The 22,979-nt window shown below is 59.5% G+C and carries 18 protein-coding genes; 12 read left to right on the top strand and 6 right to left on the bottom strand.

Annotation, left to right across the window (positions count from 1 at the left end; translation table 11 throughout):
- Positions 1 to 47 precede the first annotated feature (47 nt).
- The gene (locus ACZ5FP_RS16255; protein ID WP_464661271.1) at positions 48 to 554 is read left to right on the top strand and encodes a peptide deformylase; all 507 of its coding nucleotides are present in this window, start codon (positions 48 to 50) and stop codon (positions 552 to 554) included.
- 210 nt (positions 555 to 764) lie between these two features.
- Positions 765 to 2,099: a sensor domain-containing diguanylate cyclase gene (locus ACZ5FP_RS16250; RefSeq protein WP_464661270.1), complete on the top strand. Its 1,335-nt coding sequence runs from the start codon at positions 765 to 767 to the stop codon at positions 2,097 to 2,099.
- Positions 2,100 to 2,106: 7 nt separating this feature from the next.
- Here ACZ5FP_RS16250 and ACZ5FP_RS16245 read toward each other — a convergent pair whose 3' ends face one another.
- Complete coding sequence (locus ACZ5FP_RS16245; protein ID WP_464661269.1) at positions 2,107 to 3,120, bottom strand: LacI family DNA-binding transcriptional regulator; 1,014 nt, start codon at positions 3,118 to 3,120, stop codon at positions 2,107 to 2,109.
- A 201-nt stretch (positions 3,121 to 3,321) separates the two neighbouring features.
- On the opposite strand from ACZ5FP_RS16245, the gene ACZ5FP_RS16240 reads away from it, so the two are divergent.
- The 5 genes from ACZ5FP_RS16240 to ACZ5FP_RS16220 all read left to right on the top strand — a co-directional run bounded on the left by ACZ5FP_RS16240 (position 3,322) and on the right by ACZ5FP_RS16220 (position 10,636).
- Positions 3,322 to 4,350, top strand: coding sequence for an ABC transporter substrate-binding protein (locus tag ACZ5FP_RS16240; protein WP_464661268.1), 1,029 nt, complete (start codon positions 3,322 to 3,324; stop codon positions 4,348 to 4,350).
- An 86-nt stretch (positions 4,351 to 4,436) separates the two neighbouring features.
- Complete coding sequence (locus ACZ5FP_RS16235) at positions 4,437 to 6,665, top strand: ABC transporter permease (protein ID WP_464661267.1); 2,229 nt, start codon at positions 4,437 to 4,439, stop codon at positions 6,663 to 6,665.
- Entirely contained in the window at positions 6,662 to 7,723 is a 1,062-nt protein-coding gene (locus ACZ5FP_RS16230) for an ABC transporter ATP-binding protein (protein WP_464661266.1), read from the top strand. The genes ACZ5FP_RS16235 and ACZ5FP_RS16230 overlap by 4 nt, the downstream gene beginning before the upstream one ends.
- 23 nt (positions 7,724 to 7,746) lie before the next feature.
- A complete protein-coding gene (locus ACZ5FP_RS16225) occupies positions 7,747 to 8,547 on the top strand; it encodes an inositol monophosphatase family protein (protein WP_289015085.1) in 801 nt (266 codons plus the stop codon).
- A 292-nt stretch (positions 8,548 to 8,839) separates the two neighbouring features.
- On the top strand, positions 8,840 to 10,636 hold the full coding sequence (locus ACZ5FP_RS16220; RefSeq protein WP_403177145.1) for an acyl-CoA thioesterase: 1,797 nt from the start codon (positions 8,840 to 8,842) through the stop codon (positions 10,634 to 10,636).
- 44 nt (positions 10,637 to 10,680) lie between these two features.
- On the opposite strand, the gene ACZ5FP_RS16215 is transcribed toward ACZ5FP_RS16220, so the two are convergent.
- Both ACZ5FP_RS16215 and ACZ5FP_RS16210 read right to left on the bottom strand, forming a co-directional pair.
- The gene (locus ACZ5FP_RS16215; protein WP_426136929.1) at positions 10,681 to 13,023 is read right to left on the bottom strand and encodes a putative bifunctional diguanylate cyclase/phosphodiesterase; all 2,343 of its coding nucleotides are present in this window, start codon (positions 13,021 to 13,023) and stop codon (positions 10,681 to 10,683) included.
- Positions 13,024 to 13,368: 345 nt separating this feature from the next.
- Positions 13,369 to 13,671, bottom strand: a complete 303-nt coding sequence (locus tag ACZ5FP_RS16210; protein ID WP_223612679.1) for an ArsR/SmtB family transcription factor — start codon at positions 13,669 to 13,671, stop codon at positions 13,369 to 13,371.
- Between the two features lie 110 nt (positions 13,672 to 13,781).
- On the opposite strand from ACZ5FP_RS16210, the gene ACZ5FP_RS16205 reads away from it, so the two are divergent.
- From ACZ5FP_RS16205 to ACZ5FP_RS16185, 5 genes are all read left to right on the top strand, one after another.
- Positions 13,782 to 14,879: an NADH:flavin oxidoreductase/NADH oxidase gene (locus tag ACZ5FP_RS16205; protein WP_464661265.1), complete on the top strand. Its 1,098-nt coding sequence runs from the start codon at positions 13,782 to 13,784 to the stop codon at positions 14,877 to 14,879.
- A gap of 211 nt (positions 14,880 to 15,090) precedes the next feature.
- Positions 15,091 to 16,398 (top strand): O-acetylhomoserine aminocarboxypropyltransferase/cysteine synthase family protein, encoded by a 1,308-nt coding sequence (locus tag ACZ5FP_RS16200; protein ID WP_464661264.1) that lies wholly within the window; start codon positions 15,091 to 15,093, stop codon positions 16,396 to 16,398.
- A 1,148-nt stretch (positions 16,399 to 17,546) separates the two neighbouring features.
- Positions 17,547 to 18,587: a methionine ABC transporter ATP-binding protein gene (locus tag ACZ5FP_RS16195; protein WP_464663320.1), complete on the top strand. Its 1,041-nt coding sequence runs from the start codon at positions 17,547 to 17,549 to the stop codon at positions 18,585 to 18,587.
- Positions 18,577 to 19,242 carry a methionine ABC transporter permease gene (locus tag ACZ5FP_RS16190; protein WP_403177125.1) on the top strand — a complete coding sequence of 222 codons (666 nt, stop codon included), beginning with the start codon at positions 18,577 to 18,579 and terminating at the stop codon, positions 19,240 to 19,242. The genes ACZ5FP_RS16195 and ACZ5FP_RS16190 overlap by 11 nt, the downstream gene beginning before the upstream one ends.
- Before the next feature lie 31 nt (positions 19,243 to 19,273).
- The gene (locus ACZ5FP_RS16185; RefSeq protein WP_374042746.1) at positions 19,274 to 20,056 is read left to right on the top strand and encodes a MetQ/NlpA family ABC transporter substrate-binding protein; all 783 of its coding nucleotides are present in this window, start codon (positions 19,274 to 19,276) and stop codon (positions 20,054 to 20,056) included.
- A gap of 58 nt (positions 20,057 to 20,114) precedes the next feature.
- Here ACZ5FP_RS16185 and ACZ5FP_RS16180 read toward each other — a convergent pair whose 3' ends face one another.
- Genes ACZ5FP_RS16180 through ugpA form a run of 3 tightly spaced genes read right to left on the bottom strand, consistent with a single transcriptional unit; the run spans position 20,115 to position 22,942 of the window.
- Positions 20,115 to 21,185: a sn-glycerol-3-phosphate import ATP-binding protein UgpC gene (locus ACZ5FP_RS16180; RefSeq protein ID WP_464661263.1), complete on the bottom strand. Its 1,071-nt coding sequence runs from the start codon at positions 21,183 to 21,185 to the stop codon at positions 20,115 to 20,117.
- A gap of 6 nt (positions 21,186 to 21,191) precedes the next feature.
- Positions 21,192 to 22,040 carry a sn-glycerol-3-phosphate ABC transporter permease UgpE gene (gene ugpE, locus ACZ5FP_RS16175; RefSeq protein WP_346305246.1) on the bottom strand — a complete coding sequence of 283 codons (849 nt, stop codon included), beginning with the start codon at positions 22,038 to 22,040 and terminating at the stop codon, positions 21,192 to 21,194.
- 11 nt (positions 22,041 to 22,051) lie between these two features.
- Positions 22,052 to 22,942, bottom strand: a complete 891-nt coding sequence (gene ugpA, locus ACZ5FP_RS16170; protein WP_464661262.1) for a sn-glycerol-3-phosphate ABC transporter permease UgpA — start codon at positions 22,940 to 22,942, stop codon at positions 22,052 to 22,054.
- Positions 22,943 to 22,979: the final 37 nt, after the last annotated feature.

The following is a 22,979-nucleotide window of genomic DNA, read 5'->3' as shown; positions in this document are numbered from 1 at the left end:
AGCCGGTGCGTTGCTGATCTGCCACGCGGCCCGGCTGGAGTATCGATATGACGATCCGCAGGATTCTGAAATTCCCCCATCCCGATCTGCGGGCGAGGGCAGACATTGTCACCGTATTCGATGACGGTTTGCAGCACCTCGTTGCCGATCTTCTCGACACGATGCGCGATGCGCCGGGCATCGGCATAACCGCGCCGCATATCGGTGTCCTCAAACGTGTCGTTGTCATCGAGCTTGCGGATGGCCAGGGCGTGCGGTCCTACATCAATCCGACGATCGAATGGTCATCGGATGTGCTGGTCAGGAACATGGAGGGCAGCGTGTCGATGCCCGGCATGAATGACGAGGTCGAACGCCCGGCGGCAATCCGCATCCGCTATCAGGATATATCCGGCACGGCGCAGACGCAGGAAGCGGACGGGCTGCTTGCGGTTTGCCTGCAGCACGAGATCGATCAGCTCGACGGCATTTTCTGGCTGTACCGGCTGTCGAGGCTCAAGCGCGACCGGTTGATCAAGCGGTTCGAGAAGCAGCAGCGCATCCAGATCGCTTAAGCCCAGTGCTTTATCGGCCTATCACTGGGTTGAACAGGTGAATGATAATTAACCTTAGATTGCAGTATTTAACTTGACGCTCCGGCTCTCCCGTCGCCAAAGTAGACATAATGCGGTGGGTGACTGCAGAGGAGCGAAGATTGCGTAATGCCATCGAGTAAGTCGCGAAACTCACCGTTCGACACCCAGAATGAGCGTGGTGGCGACCGCTTGCTCCAGATTGAAGCCGTCTATGACAAGGTCCCGGTCGGGCTTTGCTATCTCAATCGCGACGGCATCTTTGTCACGGTCAACGATCAGCTTTCCCGGATGCTTGACGTCAGCAGCGATCTTGCGGTTGGCCGGTCGGTGGAGGATGTGGTGCCCGACCATGCCGCCTTGCTGCGCGCCAGCCTGATCGCTGCCCTGAAGGAAAAGCCCATTCCCGATCACACGATGCAGCGGGGGGCGGAAACACTGATGATTTCCGCCGCTCCGGTGACCAATGATCTTGGGGAAGTGGCGGGAATTTCGGTGGCCTACACCAATATCACCACCATGACCAAGATTTCCGAGCGATTGGCCGAAATCGAGCAGCGCACGACCTATGCGCTCGAGAGTGCCGGGCAATGGATATGGGATATGAATATTGCGACGAACCGGGTCTGGCGTTCGCCGCAATACCGGACCCTGCTCGGGCTGGACCCGGCCAGCCCGGCGGCGGAGAACGTGGCCTGGGACATCGTGCATCCCGATGACAAGGCCCGCACGATCCAGGCATTCGAAGATGTTGTCAGCGGCCGGAAACCGCATTTCGAAGCGGTCTACCGGGTGCCGCGCGGCAATGGCGGTGAAGCGTGGATACTCAGCCGCGGCAAGATCGTCGAATATGGTCCCGACGGATCGCCGCTGCGGCTGCTGGCAACCAGCGTCGACATCAGCAGCCAGAAACAGATTGAAGAAGAGCTGTCCTCAACCGTGCGGTTGCGGACGGAGCTGGAGCAGAAACTGCTCGAAGCCAACCGGAAACTGAAAAAGCTGTCGGAAAGCGATCATCTGACCAGCCTGCCGAACCGGCGCAAATTCAGCCGCCTGCTCAAGCGGGAATATGAACGGGCGAGTGATCACGGGCAGCCGCTGGCCTTGCTGATGATCGATATCGACTACTTCAAGGCCTATAATGATGTGTATGGCCATCTGGCCGGGGACCGGTGCCTCGTGCAGGTGGGGCGTGTCCTCAGCAAGGTGATCGGGAAGGGCACCGGCGTTGTCGCGCGTTTCGGCGGCGAAGAGTTTGCGGCGCTACTGCCGGGCGCCAGCATCGATGAGGCGGCGGACATTGCCACGACCCTGCTGGAGGCCGTCGCCGGCCTGCATCTGGATCAAGAGGATGTTCCGGCTGGCCGGACATCGGTCAGTATCGGCATCAGCGCGCTGGCACAGTTGCCCGCCGCCACGCAGGACGGCGCCGATGCATTGGTGAACCTGGCAGACCGGGCTCTCTACGAAGCAAAGCGCGCCGGACGCGGCAGGGTGCGTGTCTGGGGCAGTTTTTCCACGGATTAGGCCGGTTCTATCGGCCCGGCGTGCGGATGGTTTTGCGCCAGACCATCGATGCGTGCAGGCTGACGGAGCGGTTGTCCAATCCGGACTCGTCGGCGTCATTGGTCAGCCACTCCACACTGGTTCTGACGATGTCCTCGACCGGCTGGGCAAATGTTGTCAGCGCGTAGGACGACCAGTCGGCCTGGGGGATGTCGTCGAAACCGGTGACGCAAAGCTCGTCCGGAATGCGCAGGCCGAAATCGTGGCGTGCGCTGTCCATCAGCCCGAACGCCATGAGATCGTTGACGCAGAACACCGCATCGGGCCGGGTCGGCTGGGTGAACAGCATCCGGGCAATGTGCTGCCCGCTCTCATAGACCGTGTTGCCATGGCGGATCACCGTCACCTCCAGCCCGAATTCGGCGGCGGCGGCAATGAAACCATGTTCGCGCGCCATCAGGCTTGGCGTGCCGACGGCCGAATTGGCAAAGGCCAGACGGCGGCAGCCGGCACGCAGGAAGGCATTGACGGCCGCCCGCGCGGCGCGCCTGTCATCGAGATTGATGCGGAACGGCCCTTCGATCTCGTCATCCCGGTTGATCAGGACAATGCGCTGCCCGCTGTCGAGGCAGAGTTTGGTGATCGCCTTGTCGGGGAGGCCGGAGAGCAGGATCGACGCATCCGCCCGGTAATTGAGCGTCTGCCGCAGGGCGGCATCGACGCTGCCGTCCGAACGGTCGGTGTTGATGATCATGCACACCTTGCCGGCCTTCTGCAGCGCATGGGACAGTTCCCGCACCAGCCGGGCGCGATAGGGCGTGTCCATTTCCGAGGCAACGAGACAGACGATGCCGCTTTCGCTGCGCATCAGGCCGCGGGCAAGCTGGTTGACGTGATAGCCGAGCGCATCCGCCGCTTCGATGACGCGCCGGCGCGTCTCGTCGGACACGCTGGCGCCGGGGGTGAACGTGCGTGAAACCGCCGAGCGCGACACACCGGCTCTTTTTGCAACGTCTTCGGCGCTGATGAATGACTTGTTCAACGAGATTTCCACCCGGGCAACATTCGGTTTTTCTATAAATTGCACACGATTGCTCTTCTTCGCAAGGCAAGGATATTCAAATTTAATCGGACAAAATCAATAAGCCGGCTTGACATGAACTGTTCGCATGTGAAACTTTTGCACACGCTTGCAAAACAAGCAGCGGCATGGAGGTGCCGTTTTTTCAGGGAGGAGAAATTCATGCGTTCAGTCTTTGCCATTGCTGCTGCTTTTGCCGCCGGTATCCAGATGATGCCGATGGAGGCGCGTGCGGCGGACAATCTCAATCTGATCTGCTCGGCCGATGTCGTCATCTGCGAGCTGATGAAGGGCATGTTTGAGAAGGATACGGGCATTCAGGTCAACATGGTGCGTCTGTCGTCGGGCGAAACCTATGCAAAAATCCGCGCCGAGGCGCGCAACCCCAAGACCGATATCTGGTGGGCGGGCACGGGCGATCCGCATCTGCAGGCGGCATCCGAGGGCCTGACACAGGAATACAAATCGCCGCTGCTCGACCAATTGCAGGATTGGGCCAAGAAGCAGGCAGAAAGTTCCGGCTACAAGACCGTCGGCGTCTATGCCGGGGCGCTGGGATGGGGTTACAACACCGATATCGTCAAGAAAAAGGGCATGAAGGAAGCCAAGTGCTGGGCCGATCTGCTCGATCCGTCCTTCAAGGGCGAGATCCAGATGGCCAACCCGAACTCGTCGGGAACAGCCTATACGGCGCTCGCATCGCTGGTGCAGATCATGGGCGAGGACAAGGCCTATGACTATCTGAAGAAGCTCAATGCCAATGTCTCGCAGTATACGAAATCCGGTTCCGCTCCGGTGAAGGCCGCGGCGCGCGGTGAAACGGCGCTCGGTATCGTCTTCATGCATGACTCGGTGGCCCAGACCGTTGAAGGCTTCCCGGTGAAAACCGTCGCGCCATGCGAAGGCACGGGCTATGAAATCGGCTCCATGTCGATCGTCAAGGGCGCGCGCAATCTTGATGCGGCGAAGAAATGGTATGACTGGGCGCTGTCTGCCGACGTGCAGTCGCACATGAAGGAAGCGAAATCCTTCCAGCTGCCATCGAACAAGGCGGCGGTCGTTCCGCCGGAAGCGCCGAAGTTCGAAGACATCAAGCTCATCGATTATGACTTCAAGACCTATGGCGATCCGGCCAAGCGCAAGGAACTGCTTGACCGCTGGGACAAGGAAATCGGCGCAAGCGCCAATTGACCTGAGTTCCGCAGTTTCGCGTGCCCGCTATTTCCATGCGGGCACGCCAGCCATTTCCATCATTGAAGACAGTATTGGGTAGCACAATGGAACGTAGCGACCGGAGATTGAACATTGCTCTCGGTATAGGCCTTGCCGGGTTCGCCCTTGTGCCGTGGTACAGGATCGAAAGCGGATTCTACGGCCTTGGCTGGCTGGGCAAATTCCCGTCCGGTGCGGCGGAAGCGCCCGGCCTTGTGCAGATCGCCAGCCATGGCCGCTGGTCGCTGGCCATCATCGCGCTGTTGTTCGCGCTGGGACTGGCTGCATGGGCGTTCAAGGTATCGCCGCTGCGGGCCAATCTGCTCATCGGGGCAGGGGCTGCCGGCATTGTCTTTCTGGTTCTGCAGGGGCTTGCCATCGGTTTCACCGGCTGGAGCTGGGCGATCAGCGAAAGCCTGTTCGGGCCGCTTGCCGACGGGCAGCCGTCCATGGGGGCGGGCGCCGGGCTGGTTGCGCTGTCCTTCGTCCTGATGTTTTCCTTCGGGCTGGCCGAACGCGGCGTGCTGCGCGGCGACGCCTTTGTCGTCGCGTCGATTGCGCTCCTCATCTTCCTCGTTGCCATCTTCGTGTTCTATCCCGTCGGCAGCATGCTGATCGGCTCGGTCCAGAGCGTTGACGGTTCGTTCGACCCTTCCGGGTTCGTGCGCAATATCCAGGACCCGTCGATCTGGAGTCTCGATTGCGTGGTCGGCGGCAACCGCTGCGGCATTGCCTGGCGCACGCTGTTCCTCGCCATTCTCGCCGCGTCGGGTTCCACCCTCCTTGGCCTGTGCTTTGCGCTGGTCGCCACCCGCACCCGGTTCCCGTTCAAGAAGGGCCTGCGTCTTCTGACGATCCTGCCGATCATCACGCCGCCCTTCGTCATCGGTCTGGCGCTGATCCTTTTGTTCGGCCGCGCCGGCGTGGTGACGCAGCAATTGTCCGAGCTTTTCGGCATTGAGCCCGGCCGCTGGCTCTACGGCCTGACCGGCATATGGATCGCGCAGGTCCTGTCATTCACGCCAATCTCGTTCCTCGTCCTGATCGGCGTCGTCGAGGGCGTCAGCCCGTCGATGGAAGAGGCATCGCAGACTTTGCGCGCCGACCGCTGGCGCACATTCTGGCGGGTTTCCCTGCCTTTGATGAAACCCGGTCTCGCCAATGCGTTTCTCATCGGCTTCATCGAAAGCATGGCGGATTTCGGCAACCCGCTGGTGCTCGGCGGCAGCCACGGCGTTTTGTCGACGGAAATCTTCTTCGCCGTCGTCGGTTCGCAGAATGATCCGTCGCGGGCAGCGGTGCTTGCGATCATCCTGCTGTTCTTCACGCTCTCGGCGTTTCTCGCCCAGCGCGTCTGGCTGGCAGGCAAAAGCTTTGCCACAGTCACCGGCAAGGGCGATTCCGGCGCGCATATCGCCCTGCCACGCTCCCTGTCCATCGGCGTCCACGCGATCGTCATTCCGTGGATCCTGTTCACGCTCGTCATCTACGGCATGATCCTGTTCGGCGGCTTCGTGCGCACCTGGGGTCTCGACAACACGCTGACGCTGGAACATTACCAGCGGGCATTCTCCTTCAGCTTCAGCAATGGCGCCATTGCCTGGACCGGCGTTGCCTGGAACTCGTTCTGGACAACAATCAAGATCGCGCTGATTTCAGCGCCGCTGACCGCGGCCGTCGGCCTGCTCACGGCTTATCTCATCGTGCGCCAGCGCTTTGTCGGCCGCAATGTCTTCGAGTTTGCCCTGATGATGAGTTTTGCCATTCCCGGCACGGTCATCGGCATAAGCTACATCATGGCCTTCAACCTGCCGCCGCTGGAGATGACCGGGACGGCGCTGATCCTGATCGCCTGTTTCGTCTTCCGCAACATGCCCGTGGGCGTGCGCGGCGGGGTGGCGGCGATGAGCCAGCTCGACAAGAGTCTCGACGAAGCCTCGCTGACGCTGCGGGCGACGAGTTTCCGCACCATCCGCAAGGTGATTCTGCCGCTGCTGCGCCCGGCCATCGTGGCCGCGCTGGTCTATTCCTTCGTGCGCGCCATCACCTCGATCAGCGCTGTCATATTCCTTGTAAGTGCCGAATATAATATGGCGACTTCCTATATTGTCGGGCTCGTTGAAAACGGCGAGTACGGCGTGGCGGTGGCCTACTCCTCGATGCTGATCGTTGTCATGATCGTCATCATCACCTGTTTCCAGCTTCTGGTGGGCGAACGAAAACTGCGCCGCGAAAACCGCGTTGCGACAGCTTTCGTTCCCTCCGCCGCTCCACAAGAAAAGGCCGCATCATGACCACCCATCGCACCGGCTCCGTCGTTTTCTCCAATGTCAAAAAGCAGTTCGGCAATTTCACGGCCATTCACGATCTCTCGCTGACGATCGAGCCCGGTACGCTGGTCACGCTGCTCGGCCCGTCCGGCTGCGGCAAGACCACGACCCTGCGCATGCTGGCCGGGCTGGAGCATCCGTCCGCCGGCCGTATCCTGATCGGCGGCAAGGATGTCACCATGCTGCCCGCCAATGAGCGCGATGTCTCGATGGTGTTCCAGTCCTATGCGCTGTTTCCGCATATGTCGGTGGCGGAAAATGTCGCCTATGGCCTTGAATCCTCGGGCATGAAGAAATCCGACGCGCGGGAAAAGGCGGAAGAAGGGCTCAAGCAGGTTGGCCTTTCCGGCTACGGCCAGCGCCTTCCGGCGGAATTGTCCGGCGGCCAGCAGCAGCGTGTTGCCGTCGCGCGGGCGCTGGTTCTGGAGCCGCAAGTGCTGCTGCTGGACGAACCCCTGTCCAATCTCGACGCGCGGCTGCGCCGCCGCGTGCGCACCGAAATCCGCGAACTGCAGCAGCGGCTGGGATTCACTGCGGTCTATGTCACGCATGATCAGGAAGAGGCGCTTGCGGTATCCGACCAGATCATCGTCATGCAGGACGGGGTCATCGCCCAGCAGGGCTCGCCGCGCGAGCTTTACGAAGCACCGGCTTCATCCTTCATTGCGGATTTCATCGGCGAGGCCAATGTGGTGCCGTGTGAAGTGCTGCGCAGCGACGGCGGCAACGCCATCATCCGCGTCGGCACGCTGGAACACGCCGTGCCGGGCCGCAACGCCCGGCTGGGACCGGCGAAGCTCGCCGTGCGGCCCAATGCGATCACGCTGGAAGCGGGTGGGAACGGCGCCTTCGCCGGTAGCATCCGGCACGCCGCCTATCTCGGCGATCACGTCGAATACGAAGTGGAAACCGCGTCCGGAACGCTCTTCGTGGTCGATCCGGCCGTTGACCGCAATCTTCCTCCCGCAACCAGTGTCAGCATCGGCTTCCACCATCGCGGCATCGCCATCATCAACAACTGAAACTGCATTTTCAAAGGACTATCATGACATCGCATGCCGAAGCCGAGTTGCAGGGCCGTTTCGCTCTTGCCCAGAAAATGGCTGTCGAAGCCGGCGCCGTGGCGCTGGCGCATTTCAATGCGCGCGAGCGGCTGGTCATCGAGACCAAGGCCGATCCGCAGGATGTGGTCTCGATTGCCGACCGGGAAGTGGAAGAACTGATCCGCGCCCGCATCGCGGCGGCCTTTCCCGGCGATGCGGTGCTTGGCGAAGAATATGGCGTCAGCGCGGGAACCTCCGAGTTCACCTGGGTGATCGATCCGATCGACGGCACGAGCCCGTTCGTCAACGGCATGCCGACCTGGTGCATCTCCATTGCAGCACTGCGCGGCGAGGAGATCGTCGTGGGGGTCATCTACGTCCCGTGCAATGAGGAGCTTTATGCGTCGGCGCTCGGAATGGGCGCGACCCTGAACGGCAAGGCGCTCTCCATCGATCCGAGCAAGACCATTCGCAATGCGGTGACGGGTATCGGCGCCAATCACCACGTTACCCCGGCAGTGGTCGCATCGCTGGTGGAAAAGCTGCTGGAAGCCGGCGGCAATTTCATCCGCAACGGATCGGGCGCGCTCATGCTGGCCTATGTCGCGGCTGGCCGTCTTGTCGGTTATTACGAGCCCTACATGCATGCGTGGGACTGCATGGCCGGTTACTGCCTCGTCAAGGAAGCAGGCGGCTGGCACCATCCATTCCCGGCAAAGGGCGAGGCGTTGACCCGGGGTGCACCGGTTCTTGCCGCCGGTACGGGCGCAGTGGACGACCTGAGAAAGATCGCGGGCCTCTGATCCCGCCAGCGCACCGCCGGCGCATCTGCGCTGGCGGTCTTGATACCATTTCAACCAGATTTTATGAGTGTACGACCTCGTTCCCGCAGTATTTCGCGTGCTTCGCTGGGTAAAAATCCCGATAATGGCTGCTTGCAATCGCAACGGGAAAGAAAGCAAAAATCTTGAAACTTTCCGCAACTGCTAAGAGCAGATCATTGACTTATTACAGCGAATAACGTGGATTAAAGTTGGTGTTGTCGATCACCGACTCTCGTAAAGCTGGATAGACATGACGTTCGTGCGAAATCTTATGTGGGCGCCTACAATTGGCCTATCCTGGCTGTGGGGTCTGGGTTTTTTCTATTCCATCCACGTCACCCTGACCTATGGCTGGCTTGGTTTCTTCGGTTTCGCGATCTCGAACGTTGGCGGCCTCTGGTTGTTCGGCTTCATTCTCGGCCGCAGCAAGCGGACGCCGGACCAGATCATGAAGGACATCGAAAACCGCTATGTCGGCGTCTTTCTGCTGTTCCAGATGGCGGCGCTCGTGGTGACTGTTTTCGGCTTCGTTGCCTATTTGTGGCAGCCGATTGTGGGCGAGGGCGCAACAATAGGCGTTGCTTTCCTGCTTCTGGCTTCCTGTGCCATCGGCCATGCGCTTTCACTGGAGCAGATCAAGAAGCTGCATATCCTCTATACGGTGATCGGCGTTGCCGCAGGGCTCGTGCTGCTTTCCGGCCTGCGGCAGACGTCGGACTATCCCGGTGTCCCGCTCCAGCAGTTCGATGCACGCTTTTACGGCCTTGTCATGCCGACCGTGATCGGCTTCCTGCTCGGCCCGTGGCTCGATATCCAGCATTGGCAGCGGGCGGTCTATATCAAGCGCGAGGGCGGGTCGGTCGGGATCGCCTATGGCGCCGGTGCCTTGCTGTTCTTCGGTTTTCTCCTGCTCAATGCTTCCATCGCGTCGACGGTCGGCCCCATCGGCAGCATCATTTCCATTGACGGCCTGCCGAGCGCGCAAGGGTCGGTTTCCGCAGCGGTTGTCCTGGCCGCGGAAAATGGTGCGCCCTACCTGGCGATTGCCTTTGCGATCTGGACGATTGCGGCGCTCACATCGACGGTCGACAGTTTTTATTGCGCGACGAACTGGTATCTGCGCGGCAAGAACATGCGCAGCAACAGTCCGCTGCTGGCGCTTATTCCCGATGGCATTGCCTCGTCGCCGCTGTGGCTGCTGATCGGCGCGACCTGGGTTGCCTATGCCGCCGTGCCGGCAAACTTTTCGCTCATGTATTTCATGATGCCTTTCGCCACGCTGTTCGTCAGTGCGTCCGCCAATCTGGTTTGCGAGGCATTGGGCGCGAAACCGAAATTCGATCCGGTGCTGAGCTTCCTGATCGGCTGCGGATCGTCGCTGATCTTCGTTCTCGGCTACATCCAGCCGGTACCCGGCTTCCTGTTCCTGTCGCCGTTCATCGGCTTGATCGGCGCTTTGCCGGTCATCATCGAACTGGTGGGACCCCGCTCGAAGGCGATCCCGGTTGAAATCGTCGACCAGCCCATTCGGATGATGAGCACTGCCCCGCTGACAAACACGTCTGGCGGCGAGGAAATATCGCAGTCGCATGGTTTCGATGGCGAGTGGTTCGTCATGCATCTCACTCCGACCTATGACGACACCAATTCGGTCGGGAACGTCTACTTCGCCAATTACGTGCGCTGGGTCGGCAAGGCGCGCGAATTGTTCTTCAATGTCTGCATGCCGGATTTCGATCTGGCGACCACGCGGTTCTACATCCTCACACGTTCCTTCACCCATGATTACCGGCGGGAATCGAAAGAGTTCGAGCAGATCAGCGTTCGCATCAAGATCGCCCGGCACAACCGCAAATTCGTCACGCTGCAGCACGAAATCCACAGCGCAGCGCAAGGCCTGCTCGGCCATGGCGAACAGTCCCTGATGTTCGTGGACAGGGATCAGTACAATCCGCTCGATATTCCCGGCGAAGTCATCAAGGGCTTCCTGGCCTACTGGCCAAAGGATTCGCGGCTGTCACCCAGCTATCGTCCAACTGTTCAGGACAAGACGAAGCGGCAGGCGTGAGCCGCTTGGCTGCTTCCTCTCTTCATCGGGTTTGAGAACGCGTCTCAGCTAGCGACTTCGTAGCGGTCGCGGTCGAAGGACATGAGGTCGGCTGTCTTGTCAAACGGTTCCGCCGGGCTGAACAGGAAGCCCTGCACCTGATCACAGCCTTCCTTTTGCAGGCAGGCCAGCTGTTCACGGGTTTCAACGCCTTCCGCGGTGATCTTCATGCCCATGCTCGCGCCGAGGCCCATCACCGCACGGATAATGGCAAGGCTTCCCCTGTTGTGCGGGAGGTCGCGCACAAAGGACTGATCGATCTTGATCTTGTCGAACGGCATCTTGCGCAGATAGCTCAGGCTGGAATAGCCGGTGCCGAAATCGTCAAGTGCTATGCTTACACCCATTGCCCGGAACTGCCGCAGCAGGGAAATCGCCGCGACATTGGCTTCGAGGAACACGGATTCGGTGATTTCGAGTTCCAGGCGGTTGGGCTTCAGTTTGTTGGTTGTCAGCGCATCGCGAACGATGGAGGCGAGATCCGAATGACGGAACTGGATCGCGGAAATATTGATCGCCACATGGATGTCGTCGGGCCAGGACACCGCCGTCTTGCAAGCCTCCTGGATGATCCATTCGCCGAGGGGGATGATATTGCCGGTCTCTTCCGCAATCGGAATGAAGATGGCCGGAGAAATATACCCGTGCACCGGATGCTTCCAGCGCAGGAGCGTTTCAAACCCGACGGTCTTGAGCGTGATGGCCGACACGATCGGCTGGAAATGCAGGATGAACTCCTGCCGTGCCAAAGCGCCGCGCAAATCCATCGCCAGGGCGCGCTTGGCCTCGATCCGCGCATCCATTTCGACTTCGTAGAAGCGATAGCTGTTCCGGCCCTCGTTCTTGGTGCGGTACAGCGCAAGGTCGGCGCAGCGCATGATGTCGCTGACGCTGTCCATGGGGGCAAGCGCGATGCCGATGCTGATATGGATGTTGATCTGGATGCCATCGATCCAGAATGGCTGTGAGATGCGCCGCACGAGATCTTCCGCCAGTGCCGTCGCTTCGGGCTGGCCGGCGCCAGGGGCCAGGATGGCAAACTCGTCGCCGGACAGACGCGCCACGATGTAGCGGGCAGGGGATGTGCCGCGCAAACGCTCGGCGACCTGCTTCAGCAACTGGTCGCCGATGCCGTGGCCGAAGCTGTCATTGACGGTCTTGAATTCGTCGAGGTCGATGCAGAACACGGCAAAGCCGGCAAGGCCGGTTTCCAGTTCCTTGGTTGCTTCGGCGAGTTGATCGGTGAACAGGGTTCTGTTCGGCAGATCGGTGAGCACGTCGTAGCGGGCGAGATAGGACAGCTTGTCTTCCGACTGCTTTGCCGCTGTCACGTCGGAACCAACCCCGCGATAACCGCAGAACTGCCCGGCATTGTCAAAGATGGCCTTGCCGGTCAGTGACCACCAGCGGGTTTCGCCCTTTATATTGATCGGCAATATATGGTTGCGGAAGGTCGTGCGGTTTTCGATGGCCTGCCAGATCGACCCCACTTTCACCGCCTCTTCGGCATGTGACTGGTCGACCTTGAACAGTTGCGCGAAGGGCATGCCCTGCAATTGCTTGGTGGTTTTCTCGGCGATCTGTGCCAGGCGCGGCGAGGTGTGCTGGAGTTTCAGGTCGGCGTCGGTTTCCCAGATCCAGTCGCTGGCATTCTCTTCGAAATCATAGAGAAGCAGGCTGATAACCTCCTTCTGCTGTTCGACCTTGATCTGGTCGAGCGTGCGCATGACGATCAGGTTGCTCATGTGCACGATGGTGAACAGAATGAACAGCGCATAGATGGCCAGCAAGATCGCAATGAAAAGAAAGAAATCCTCGCCGGTTGAGGCGAGGGCAAAGAACGAGCCGGTGATGATCGCGCCTGAAAAGGCAATGGCGGCCAACGGAACCACGGCCACGCCGATGCCGGTCGCCATGAGACCGGCCGCCGTGCAGGCGATCAGCAGCCTGTGGTAGGCGTCGGCTTCCAGAAAAAGCATGAGCGGGATGCTGGCCAGGCACAGGCCGTAACATGCGGATATGATGATCAGGTATTTGATGCCGGCGAAGCCAAGTTCCTTGACCTTTGGCACCTTGTACCATTGCCAGCAGGCAAACAGCGACGCGGCGGTCATGACGGTGACGATGGTGGCCAGACTGCCCAGATACAGGCTATGTCCCTGATCCCAGAAGACAAACGCCACCACGAACACGACGCTCATGGCCACGATGACGGTAAAGGGCGCCAGTCGCAGCGCCACATCCATCTGTTCAGCGTAGACCCGCCGCTTGACGGCAGGATTTATCGTTCCCCGCATGCCGAACATGGAACGGATAGCGTCAGGCGTATGGAAATTCGACAGTTGCACTCACGGACCTCAGAAAGGCGAGTTCATATTTCCCTATGCTATTTTTATTACGTTCGGCATTGGTTAATTTGCTTACCATTTTTTATAATAGTTACCAATGTCTTTATGGTTGTATGGTTTATGCCTGAGTAATATGAGATTATTTGTAAGAAGTTTTATAATTTCTCCGCTGGCAATGCGAATTGAATATGAATATTCAAATATAAAAGAGAATATCGATGTCTTGTAGTATTAAATTCATGTAAAAATCAAAGTCGTGTCCATGTATAAGGCGGGCGCTTTCACCGCCTGCGCGGCGGATCATTCAAGCGGTCCGCCTTGCCGCGTTGTTCTAGGGTCCGGACCCTAGCCCCGGACAGCGAGAATTGCCGGCAGCAGGCCTGGAAAAATCTCGGCCAGTTCATTGTCGCGCAATTCGTTGATCCGCGAGGTGCCGTCGTTGCGGGTCTTGATGATCCCGGCCTCCCGCAGCACGCGGAAATGATGTGACACGCTGGATTTCGGGCGTCCGTTCTCAAGCGCGGCGCAGGTTGCCTCACCTTCGCGGGCCAACTGCCGGACAATCGACAGGCGGATGGGGTCGCTCAGCGCATAAAGCACGGATTCGAGCTGCACTTCGGTGATCTGGGGATGGCGATATTCTCTCATGCACATATCCTAGCACAAAATTTTGTGTATTGCTATTGTTCGAATAATATCGAACTATGGAAATATAAGCGGACCCGAATGTCTGCAGCACCCCACCTTGGAGTAAACATATGGCTTCTCTTTTCGACCCCTTCACCTTGAAGGATGTGACATTGCGCAACCGAATCGCCGTTTCCCCCATGTGCCAGTATTCGGCAAATGACGGCGTGATCAATGACTGGCATCACGTTCATCTCGGCGGATTGGCGCGTGGCGGTTCCGGATTGGTGATTGTCGAGGCAACCGCCGTGTCGCCGGAAGGCCGGATCACGCCGGGTTGCGCGGGGTTGTGGAATGATGAACAGGCGAAGGCATTCGCACCGGCGGTTCAGACCATCAAGGATGCGGGCGCCGTTCCCGGCATCCAGATTGGCCATGCGGGGCGCAAGGCCAGCGCGAACCGGCCGTGGGAAGGCGATGACCATATTGCGGACGACGATCCGCGCGGCTGGGAAACGATTGCCCCTTCGGCCATTGCCTATGGCGGCGGGCTGTCGAAGGTTCCGCGCGCAATGACCAAGGCCGATATCCAGCAGGTGAAGCAGGCATTCGTCGACAGCGCCAAACGGGCGCTTTCCGTCGGCTTCGAATGGCTCGAACTGCATTTTGCCCATGGCTATCTCGCGCAGAGTTTTCTGTCCGAGCATTCCAACACGCGTACCGACGACTATGGCGGCAGTTTTGAGAACCGCAGCCGCTTCCTCATCGAAACGGTGCAGGCCGTGCGGGCCGTCTGGCCGGAAAACCTGCCGCTGACAGCGCGTCTCGGCGTCATCGAGTATGACGGGCAGGACGAGAAAACCCTCAGCGAAGCCATAGAACTTGTCAAACAGCTGAAGGCCAATGGCCTCGACTTCATCGATGTCAGCATGGGCTTCTCGCTGGGCAAGACCAATATTCCGTGGGGCCCGGCATTCCTTGGGTCCGTTGCGGAGCGTGTCCGCCGCGAAACCGGCCTGCCAGCCTCGACATCCTGGTACATCAGCACGCCGCAGGAAGCCGACGGTCTTATCCGTGATGAAAAGGTCGATCTTGTCATGCTGGCACGTCCGCTGCTGACTGATCCGCACTGGCCGTTCCGCGCCGCCAAGGAACTGGGCGTCGAGAAGGCGGCCTGGGTTCTGCCTTCACCCTACGCCCATTGGCTGGAACGTTATCGGGCTGCTTGAGCCCTACGGGTAGATAGCATGGAGCCGGGAATGGAATTCTCCATACCCGGTTTCGCGGATGCGCGATTGGCATAAAGTGGGGCGTTGCGCCCCGCTTTTAGTATGGGATTTCCCGAACGCGCCCAAATAAGCAACGGCCTGCGTGTTCCCCCATTGCAACTTCTCCTAGTGTTTCGGGTGATCATTCCGCACCAACACGAGGACGAAAACCATGGCAGTCCATTTGCATCCCGAGACCATCGCCCTGCATGCCGGCTGGCGGGCGGATCCCGCAACCGGCGCCGTGGCCGTACCGATCTACCAGACGACCTCGTACCAGTTCCGTGACACGGAGCACGCAGCCAATCTCTTCGCGTTGAAGGAACTCGGCAATATTTATACGCGTATCGGCAACCCGACCACCGATGTCCTGGAGAAGCGTGTTGCCGCGCTCGACGGCGGTATTGCTGCGCTCGCGGTTTCTTCGGGGCAGGCGGCGTCAGCCCTTGCCATCCAGAACCTTGCGCGGGCCGGTGACAATATCGTCAGTTCCACCGATCTCTATGGCGGCACATGGAACCTGTTTGCCAATACGCTGAAGGATCAGGGTATCGAGGTGCGCTTTGTCGATCCCCGCGACCCCGAAGCGTTTCGCCGGGCTACGGATGAGCGAACCCGTGCTTATTACGCAGAAACACTGCCCAATCCGAAACTCACTGTATTTCCGATTGCCGAAGTCGCCGCCATCGGGCGCGAATATGGCATTCCGCTGATCGTCGACAATACGGCAGCGCCGTTGATCGCGCGGCCCCTGCAGCACGGCGCCGCCATTGTCGTCTACTCCACCACCAAATATCTTGGCGGGCACGGCACTTCCATTGGCGGCATCATTGTCGATGGCGGCCAGTTCGACTGGGAGAAATTCCCGGAGCGGCAGCCAGCGCTGAACACACCCGATCCAAGCTATCACGGCGCAGTCTGGACGGAGGCGGTCAAACCCATCGGACCCGTCGCCTATATCATCAAGGCGCGGGTCACGCTTTTGCGCGACCTTGGCGCGGCGCTGTCCCCCTTCAATGCGTTCCAGACCATCCAAGGCATCGAGACGCTGTCGCTGCGTCTGCAACGCCACGTCGAGAATGCACAGAAGGTCGCCGAGTTCCTGGCCAAGCGGCCGGAGATCGCCAAGGTCATCCATCCATCGCAGCAGAGCGGTCTCGATCGCGAGCGGGCGGAGAAGTATCTCTCTGGCAGTTTTGGGGGGCTGGTCGGCTTCGAGCTCAAGGGTGGCCTGCAGGCAGGGCGCAAATTTATCGAAGCGCTCGAACTCTTCTATCACGTGGCCAACATCGGCGATGTCCGCAGCCTCGCCATCCATCCGGCAACGACCACGCATTCCCAGCTCTCGCCGGAAGAACAGCGGGCGAGCGGCGTTTCGGAAGGGTATATCCGGCTCTCGGTCGGCATCGAACATATTGATGATATTCTTGGCGATTTGGAACGCGGCCTGAACGCATCGAAACTTGCACTCGCCGCTTGAAACCCAGGGTTGGTTGGAATCGTGGGACGGATGTTGTAGAGTTCTGGAGTGAGGAACGGGTTTTCACCCGTCCCTCGTTTCTAGTGTGTAAATCGAACCCGGATCACCAGCTGCCAGCCGGTCCGGGTTCTTTTCACCTCTAGCGTGATGCTAAACGGCAAATTCCGCATAGATCACCTCCAGTTTTGAGAGCAAGGCCATTGCTGTGGTCGGGAGGCCCGTCTTCCCGATGCACCGGCTGGCTCGGTGTGTCTGCTTCGCCCTCAAATGGATCGCATGTAAAACGCCTGTTCAATCCATTGCCCGTTTTCACTGAGCGCCGCTAGAAATTCACAGTTGAATCATTTGAGGTAAGCGGTTGTTTTTGATGGATATTTAGAACTATTGTTGAATGATCCTCGCGTTCTCTCCGAAAAATGGTTCTGGCCATTGGTCCGTAGATCGGAATTTCCCAATGATCTGGAGTGCGGCCTGAACGCATCGAAACTTGCACTCGCCGCTTGAAACCTCTGGTTGGTTGGAAACATCGATCAAATGTTGTAAGGTTCTGGAGTGAGAGGCGGGCTTTCACCCGCCTCTCATGGTCTAGTTCGAGAATTGAATCCGGACTATCAGCGTCCAGCCGGTCCGGGTTCGTTTCACGACTAGTGTGATACTAAACGGCAATGTCCGCATAGATCACCTCCAGTTTTGAGAGCAAGGCCATTGCCGTGGTCGGGGAGGCCCATCTCCCCGATACACCGGCTGGATCGGTGCTTGCTGCTTCGCCGTCAAATGGATCGCGTGTAAAACGCCTGTTCAATCCATTGCCCGTTTTCACAAAGCATCGCTAGAAATGCAGAGTTGAATCATCTGAGGTAAGCGGTTGTTTTGAATGGAAATTTTCAACTATGGTCGAATGCGCCTGGCGTGATCTTGACGCATAGTTCCGGCCGCCGGCCGATGAACCCACGATTTCCAGCATCGAAAATGTTCATGCTTGCCCGTAAGCCCTATCGAAAAGTCGACCGGATCGGTATAGACGGTCGCAAACAGACAACAGGGCGGCTGCACAGGCAGCGCAAATGATGATGACGGTTGTAACACGGAAGACGGGAGAAGCGGCGGGAACGGCTGCGGGTGATGGATTGACCGCGGCGGCTGATCCGATGGTGGCGTTTGAAGACGTTTCCAAGCGCTTTGCGGCAGGACGTACCAGTGCGGAAGTGACGGCGCTCGACGGTGTCGATCTGATTGTCCCGCGCGGCTCCGTCACCGGCATTATCGGCCGTTCCGGCGCGGGCAAGTCCACCCTGATCCGCCTGGTCAACGGGCTGGAAAAGCCGACAAGCGGCCGCGTCGTTGTCGACGGGGTGAATATTGCCGAGCTTGATGAAAAGAGGCTGCGCGACCTGCGCCGCTCCATCGGCATGATCTTCCAGCATTTCAATCTGCTTTCGTCGCGCACGGCTTTCGACAATATCGCCCTGCCGCTCGAAATCGCCGGTGTCGACAGACAGACCATCGAAAAGCGGGTGACACCACTGCTCGATCTGGTGGGGCTGTCGGACAAGCGCAATCGCTATCCCTCCGAACTGTCCGGCGGGCAGAAGCAGCGCATCGGCATCGCGCGGGCTCTGGCAACGGAACCAAAACTGCTCCTCTCGGACGAAGCGACATCGGCACTTGATCCTGAAACAACCCGGTCGATTCTTGCCCTGCTCAAGACCATCAACAAGGAGCTTGGCCTCACGGTGCTGCTGATCACCCACGAGATGGAAGTGATCAAGACCATTGCCGATCACGTGGCGGTTATCGATGGCGGACGCATCGTCGAACAGGGCCCGACTTTCGATGTGTTCACCGGTCATACCCATGCGACGACCCGGTCGCTGCTGGGTGGATTGGCAGGGCTGCATCTGCCGGAGTTTTTGACGCGGCAGATGGTCGAGAAGCCGGAGCCGGGCTTGCGGACGATCCTGCGCATCATCTTCAAGGGCGAGAATGCGACGGAGCCCATGCTGGCGCGGCTCGGCAGCGATCTCGGTATCGAGGTCAATATCATGGCCGGTGCGGTCGACGAGATTGCCGGGCGCCCCTTCGGCATGCTGGTTGTTTCCCTGCTCGCCGATGAGGCAAAGATAGTCCAAGCCCGAAGCTTTCTTGCCGATCACGGCCTGTCATCGGAGGTTGTCGGCTATGTCCGCTGATATTTTTGCACTGCTGGTGAAATCCACGGGCCAGACGCTGTACATGGTCGCCGTGGCGGGCCTGATCGGCTCCTTGTTCGGCATTCCGCTCGGCGTTTTTCTGGCGACCAGCGGCCGCGGCGAGCTTTTTGCCGCGCCTTCGGTCAACAAGGTGCTCGGGCTTGTCGTCAATGCGGCTCGTTCGACGCCCTTCATCATTCTGGTTGTCGCCATCATTCCCTTCACCCGCATGATTGCCGGAACCTCCATCGGAACCACCGCCGCGATCGTGCCGCTGACCATCGCCACCATTCCCTTCATCGCGCGGCTGGTTGAATCGGCAATCCGCGAGGTCGATCCGGGGCTGACCGAGGCTGCCCGTGCGATGGGTGCCAGTCCCGCCCAGATCGTGTTCAAGGTTCTGCTGGCCGAAGCGCGTCCCGGCATCACATCGGCCCTGACACTCACCATCGTCAGCCTGATCGGTTATTCCGCCATGGTCGGTGCCGTCGGCGGCGGCGGGCTCGGCGATCTCGGCATTCGCTACGGCTATCAGCGCTTCATGCCGGATGTGATGGCCATCGTGGTTCTGGTGCTGATCGTGCTGGTTCAGCTTGTGCAGAGTGCCGGTGACCGGCTGGCACGGCGGTTCGACAAGCGCATCCGCCCCCGCTGAAAACGCGTTTACGTTAAAACAGGAGAGTACAATGTTGAAGAAAATCCTCGTCACCGCTGCGGTGGCGGCAATGCTCAGCGCGACGGGCGCTCTGGCCGAAACGATCAAGATCGGCGTGACGCCGGGCGAACACGCGCAGATCATGGAGAAGGTCAAGGAAATCGCCAAGCCGAAGGGCCTCGACATCGAGATCTTCGAATTTTCCGACTATGTCGTGCCGAACCAGGCGCTGAACGACGGCGAGCTTGATGCCAACTCGTTCCAGCACAAGCCTTATCTCGACAACCAGATTGCCGACCGCAAGTTCGATCTCGTTGATGTCGCCAACACAGTGAATTTCCCGATGGGCGTCTATTCGAAGAAGGTGAAGAGCTTCGATGCACTGGCCGATGGCGCGACGATTGCCATTCCGAACGATCCGACCAATGGCGGCCGCGCGCTGCTGATCCTTGCCGACAAGGGCGTGATCAAGCTGAAGGAGGGTTCAGGCCTCAAGGTGACGCTCGCCGATATCACCGAGAACAAGAAGAACTTCAAGTTCGTCGAACTGGATGCTGCCCAGCTGCCGCGTTCCATCGACGATGTGGATGCCGCTGCCATCAACACCAATTACGCGCTTGAAGCCGGTCTTGATCCGATGAAGGACCCGATCCTGAAGGAAGGTGAAAAGGCGCCCTACGTCAACCTGATCGCCGTGCGCAAGGCCGACAAGGACAAGCCCTGGGTCAAGACGCTGATCGAATCCTACCATTCCGATCCGGTCAAGCAGTTCATCCTCGACAAGTACAAGGGTGCGGCTGTTCCAGCCTGGTAATCGACACTTTCACTCCCCTTCGCCGATGGGTGGAGGGGAGTGGTTTGCTTTAATGTCTTCAGATGCGCTTGCCGTTGCCGCCGAAAAGATGCAGCTTTTCCTTGGGGATGATCACCCTGAGATGATCGTCAGGCTGTGACACGGAGCGGCCGGCAACCCGCACGACAACCCGCTCACCCCCAATGATGCCATAGACATAGCTTTCCGCGCCGACCGGCTCGACACCGAGCACTTTCAGGTCGAGCAGCAGGCCGCCAATGTGGTTTTCCGTGCCGGTGGCAACCTCCAGATCTTCCGGACGGAACCCGATCACCGCATCCTTGTCGGATACGGCAAGCCCCTCGGCGCCGATCCGCGTGCCGTCCCTCAGGATCAGGCCGGATTCGCCGGCGGTCACCGGAATGAGGTTCATCGGCGGTGCGCCGATGAAGCTGGCGACGAATGTGCTGGCGGGCTTTTCGTAGATATCCAGCGGCGCGCCGATCTGTTCAACCGCACCGGCATTCATCACCACGAGAATATCGGCGAGCGTCATGGCCTCCAGCTGGTCGTGGGTGACATAAACGCTGGTCACGCCGAGCTGGCGCTGCAGGTTCTTGATTTCCACCCGCATCTGGCCGCGCAGCTTGGCGTCAAGGTTGGACAGCGGCTCGTCGAAGAGGAACACTTTCGGGTTGCGCACAATGGCGCGGCCCATGGCGACGCGCTGCCGCTGACCGCCTGAAAGCTCGCGCGGGCGGCGTTCGAGCAGATGCGCCAGCTCCAGCGTTGCCGCTGCTTCACGCACACGCTTGTCGATCTGGTCCTTCGGCATGCCGCGGTTGCGCAGGCCGTAGGCCATGTTGTCGTAGACCTTCATGTGCGGATAGAGCGCATAGTTCTGGAAGACCATGGCGATGTCGCGTTCGGCGGGACCGAGATCGTTGACAACCTTGTCGTCGATCTTGACCGTGCCGTCGGTAATGGATTCCAGCCCCGCGATCATGCGCAGGAGGGTCGATTTTCCGCAGCCCGACGGGCCGACAAGCACGCACAAGGCGCCGTCCTTGATGTCTATGTCGACGCCTTTGACCGCCTCGACGCCGCCGGCATAGACCTTGCGGACATTGGTGAGTTCAACACTTGCCATATGGGATCATTTCTCCGTTTCGACCAGACCGCGCACGAACCAGCGTTGCATCAGCACAACAACGAGGATCGGGGGGAGGATGGCCAGAATGCAGGTCACCATCACCAGATGCCATTCGGTGTCGGCATCGGCGAAGGAAATCATTTTGCGCAGACCGATGACGATGGTCGTCATGTCATTGCGGTTCGTCATCAGCAGCGGCCAGAGATACTGGGTCCAGCCGTAGATAAAGAGGATGACGAACAGCGCTGCGATGTTGGTTTTGGACAGGGGCAGCAGGATGTCCTTGAAGAAGCGCCATGGGCCTGCGCCGTCGACGCGTGCCGCTTCCACCAGCTCGCCCGGTATGGTCATGAAGAACTGCCGGAACAGGAGGGTTGCCGTTGCCGATGCCATGAGGGGAACCGTCAGGCCCGTATAGGTATCGATGAGGCCGAGATCGACCATGACCTTGTAGGTCGGCAGGATGCGGACTTCGACCGGCAGCATCAGGGTGATGAAGATCAGCCAGAAGAAGACCATGCGGCCGGGAAAGCGGAAGAAGACGATGGCATAGGCCGACAGGATCGAAATGATGATTTTGCCGACGGCAATCGCCAGCGCCATGATTGTGCTGTTGATGAGCAGGCGGCCGACGCTCACGCCGCCGATGCGGCCGATGCCGCCGAAAAGCGCCGTCGTGTAGTTTTCCCAGAAATGTCCGCCGGGCAGCAGGGATAGCGGCGGCCGCATGATATCCTGCAGCGACTGGGTTGACGCGATGAAAGCGTAGTAGATCGGGAACGCCACGATCAGGATGCCGACAATCAGGATGATGTGGGCGACGAGACGGCCGATGGGATTGTTCTGGATCATCTCTGCGTTCCTCAGCCGTAATGCACTTTGCGCTCGACATAACGGAACTGGATCGCCGTCAGGCCGATGACGATGACCATCAGGATCACCGATTGTGCCGCGGAGTCGCCAAGGATCAGGTTGACGAAGCCGTCATTGTAAACCTTGTAGACCAATGTTTCCGTGGCCTTGCCGGGGCCGCCGCCGGTGACGGCATGAATGATGCCGAACGTGTCGAAGAAGGCGTAGACGGTGTTGACGACCAGCAGGAAGAACGTCGTCGGGGCAAGCAGCGGGAAAACGATGGTCCAGAAGCGCTTGGTTTCGCCGGCGCCGTCAATGGCAGCGGCTTCGATCAGCGATTTGGGAATGGACTGCAGCCCGGCAACGAAGAACAGGAAATTGTAGCTGATCTGCTTCCACGCGGCGGCGGCAACCACCAGCAGCATGGCCTGGTTGCTGTTGAGCAGCGGGTCCCAATTGTAGCCGGCGGAGCGGATCATATAGGCGAATGTGCCCATCGAGGGGTTAAACAGGAACAGCCAGAGCATGCCGGCAATGGCCGGGGCCACGGCGTAGGGCCAGATCATCAGGGTGCGGTAGACACCTTTGCCGCGGATGACCTTGTCGGCCATGACGGCGAACAGCAGCGCGAAGCCCATGGCAATGACTGCCGTGGCGATGGAGAAGATGACCGTGACCTGCAGCGAGTTCAGGTAGTTGGGGTCACTCAGGATGCGCTTGAAATTGCCTAGGCCGACGAACTGGGTCGACAGGCCGAACGGATCCTCGCGCAGCACCGACTGGCGGATGGCCTGGGACGCGGGCCAGTAGAAAAAGACAATCGTGATGGCAAGCTGCGGCGCCAGCAGCAGATATGGCAGGACCTTGTTCGGAAAAGTGACACGCGTTGACGATGCCATGATTGCCCCTCTTGAAAAGAGCCCCGTCCGCAAGACA

The organism is Phyllobacterium sp. T2-21 (assembly GCF_055378485.1).
This window is presented reverse-complemented; position numbering and strand designations above follow the sequence as displayed.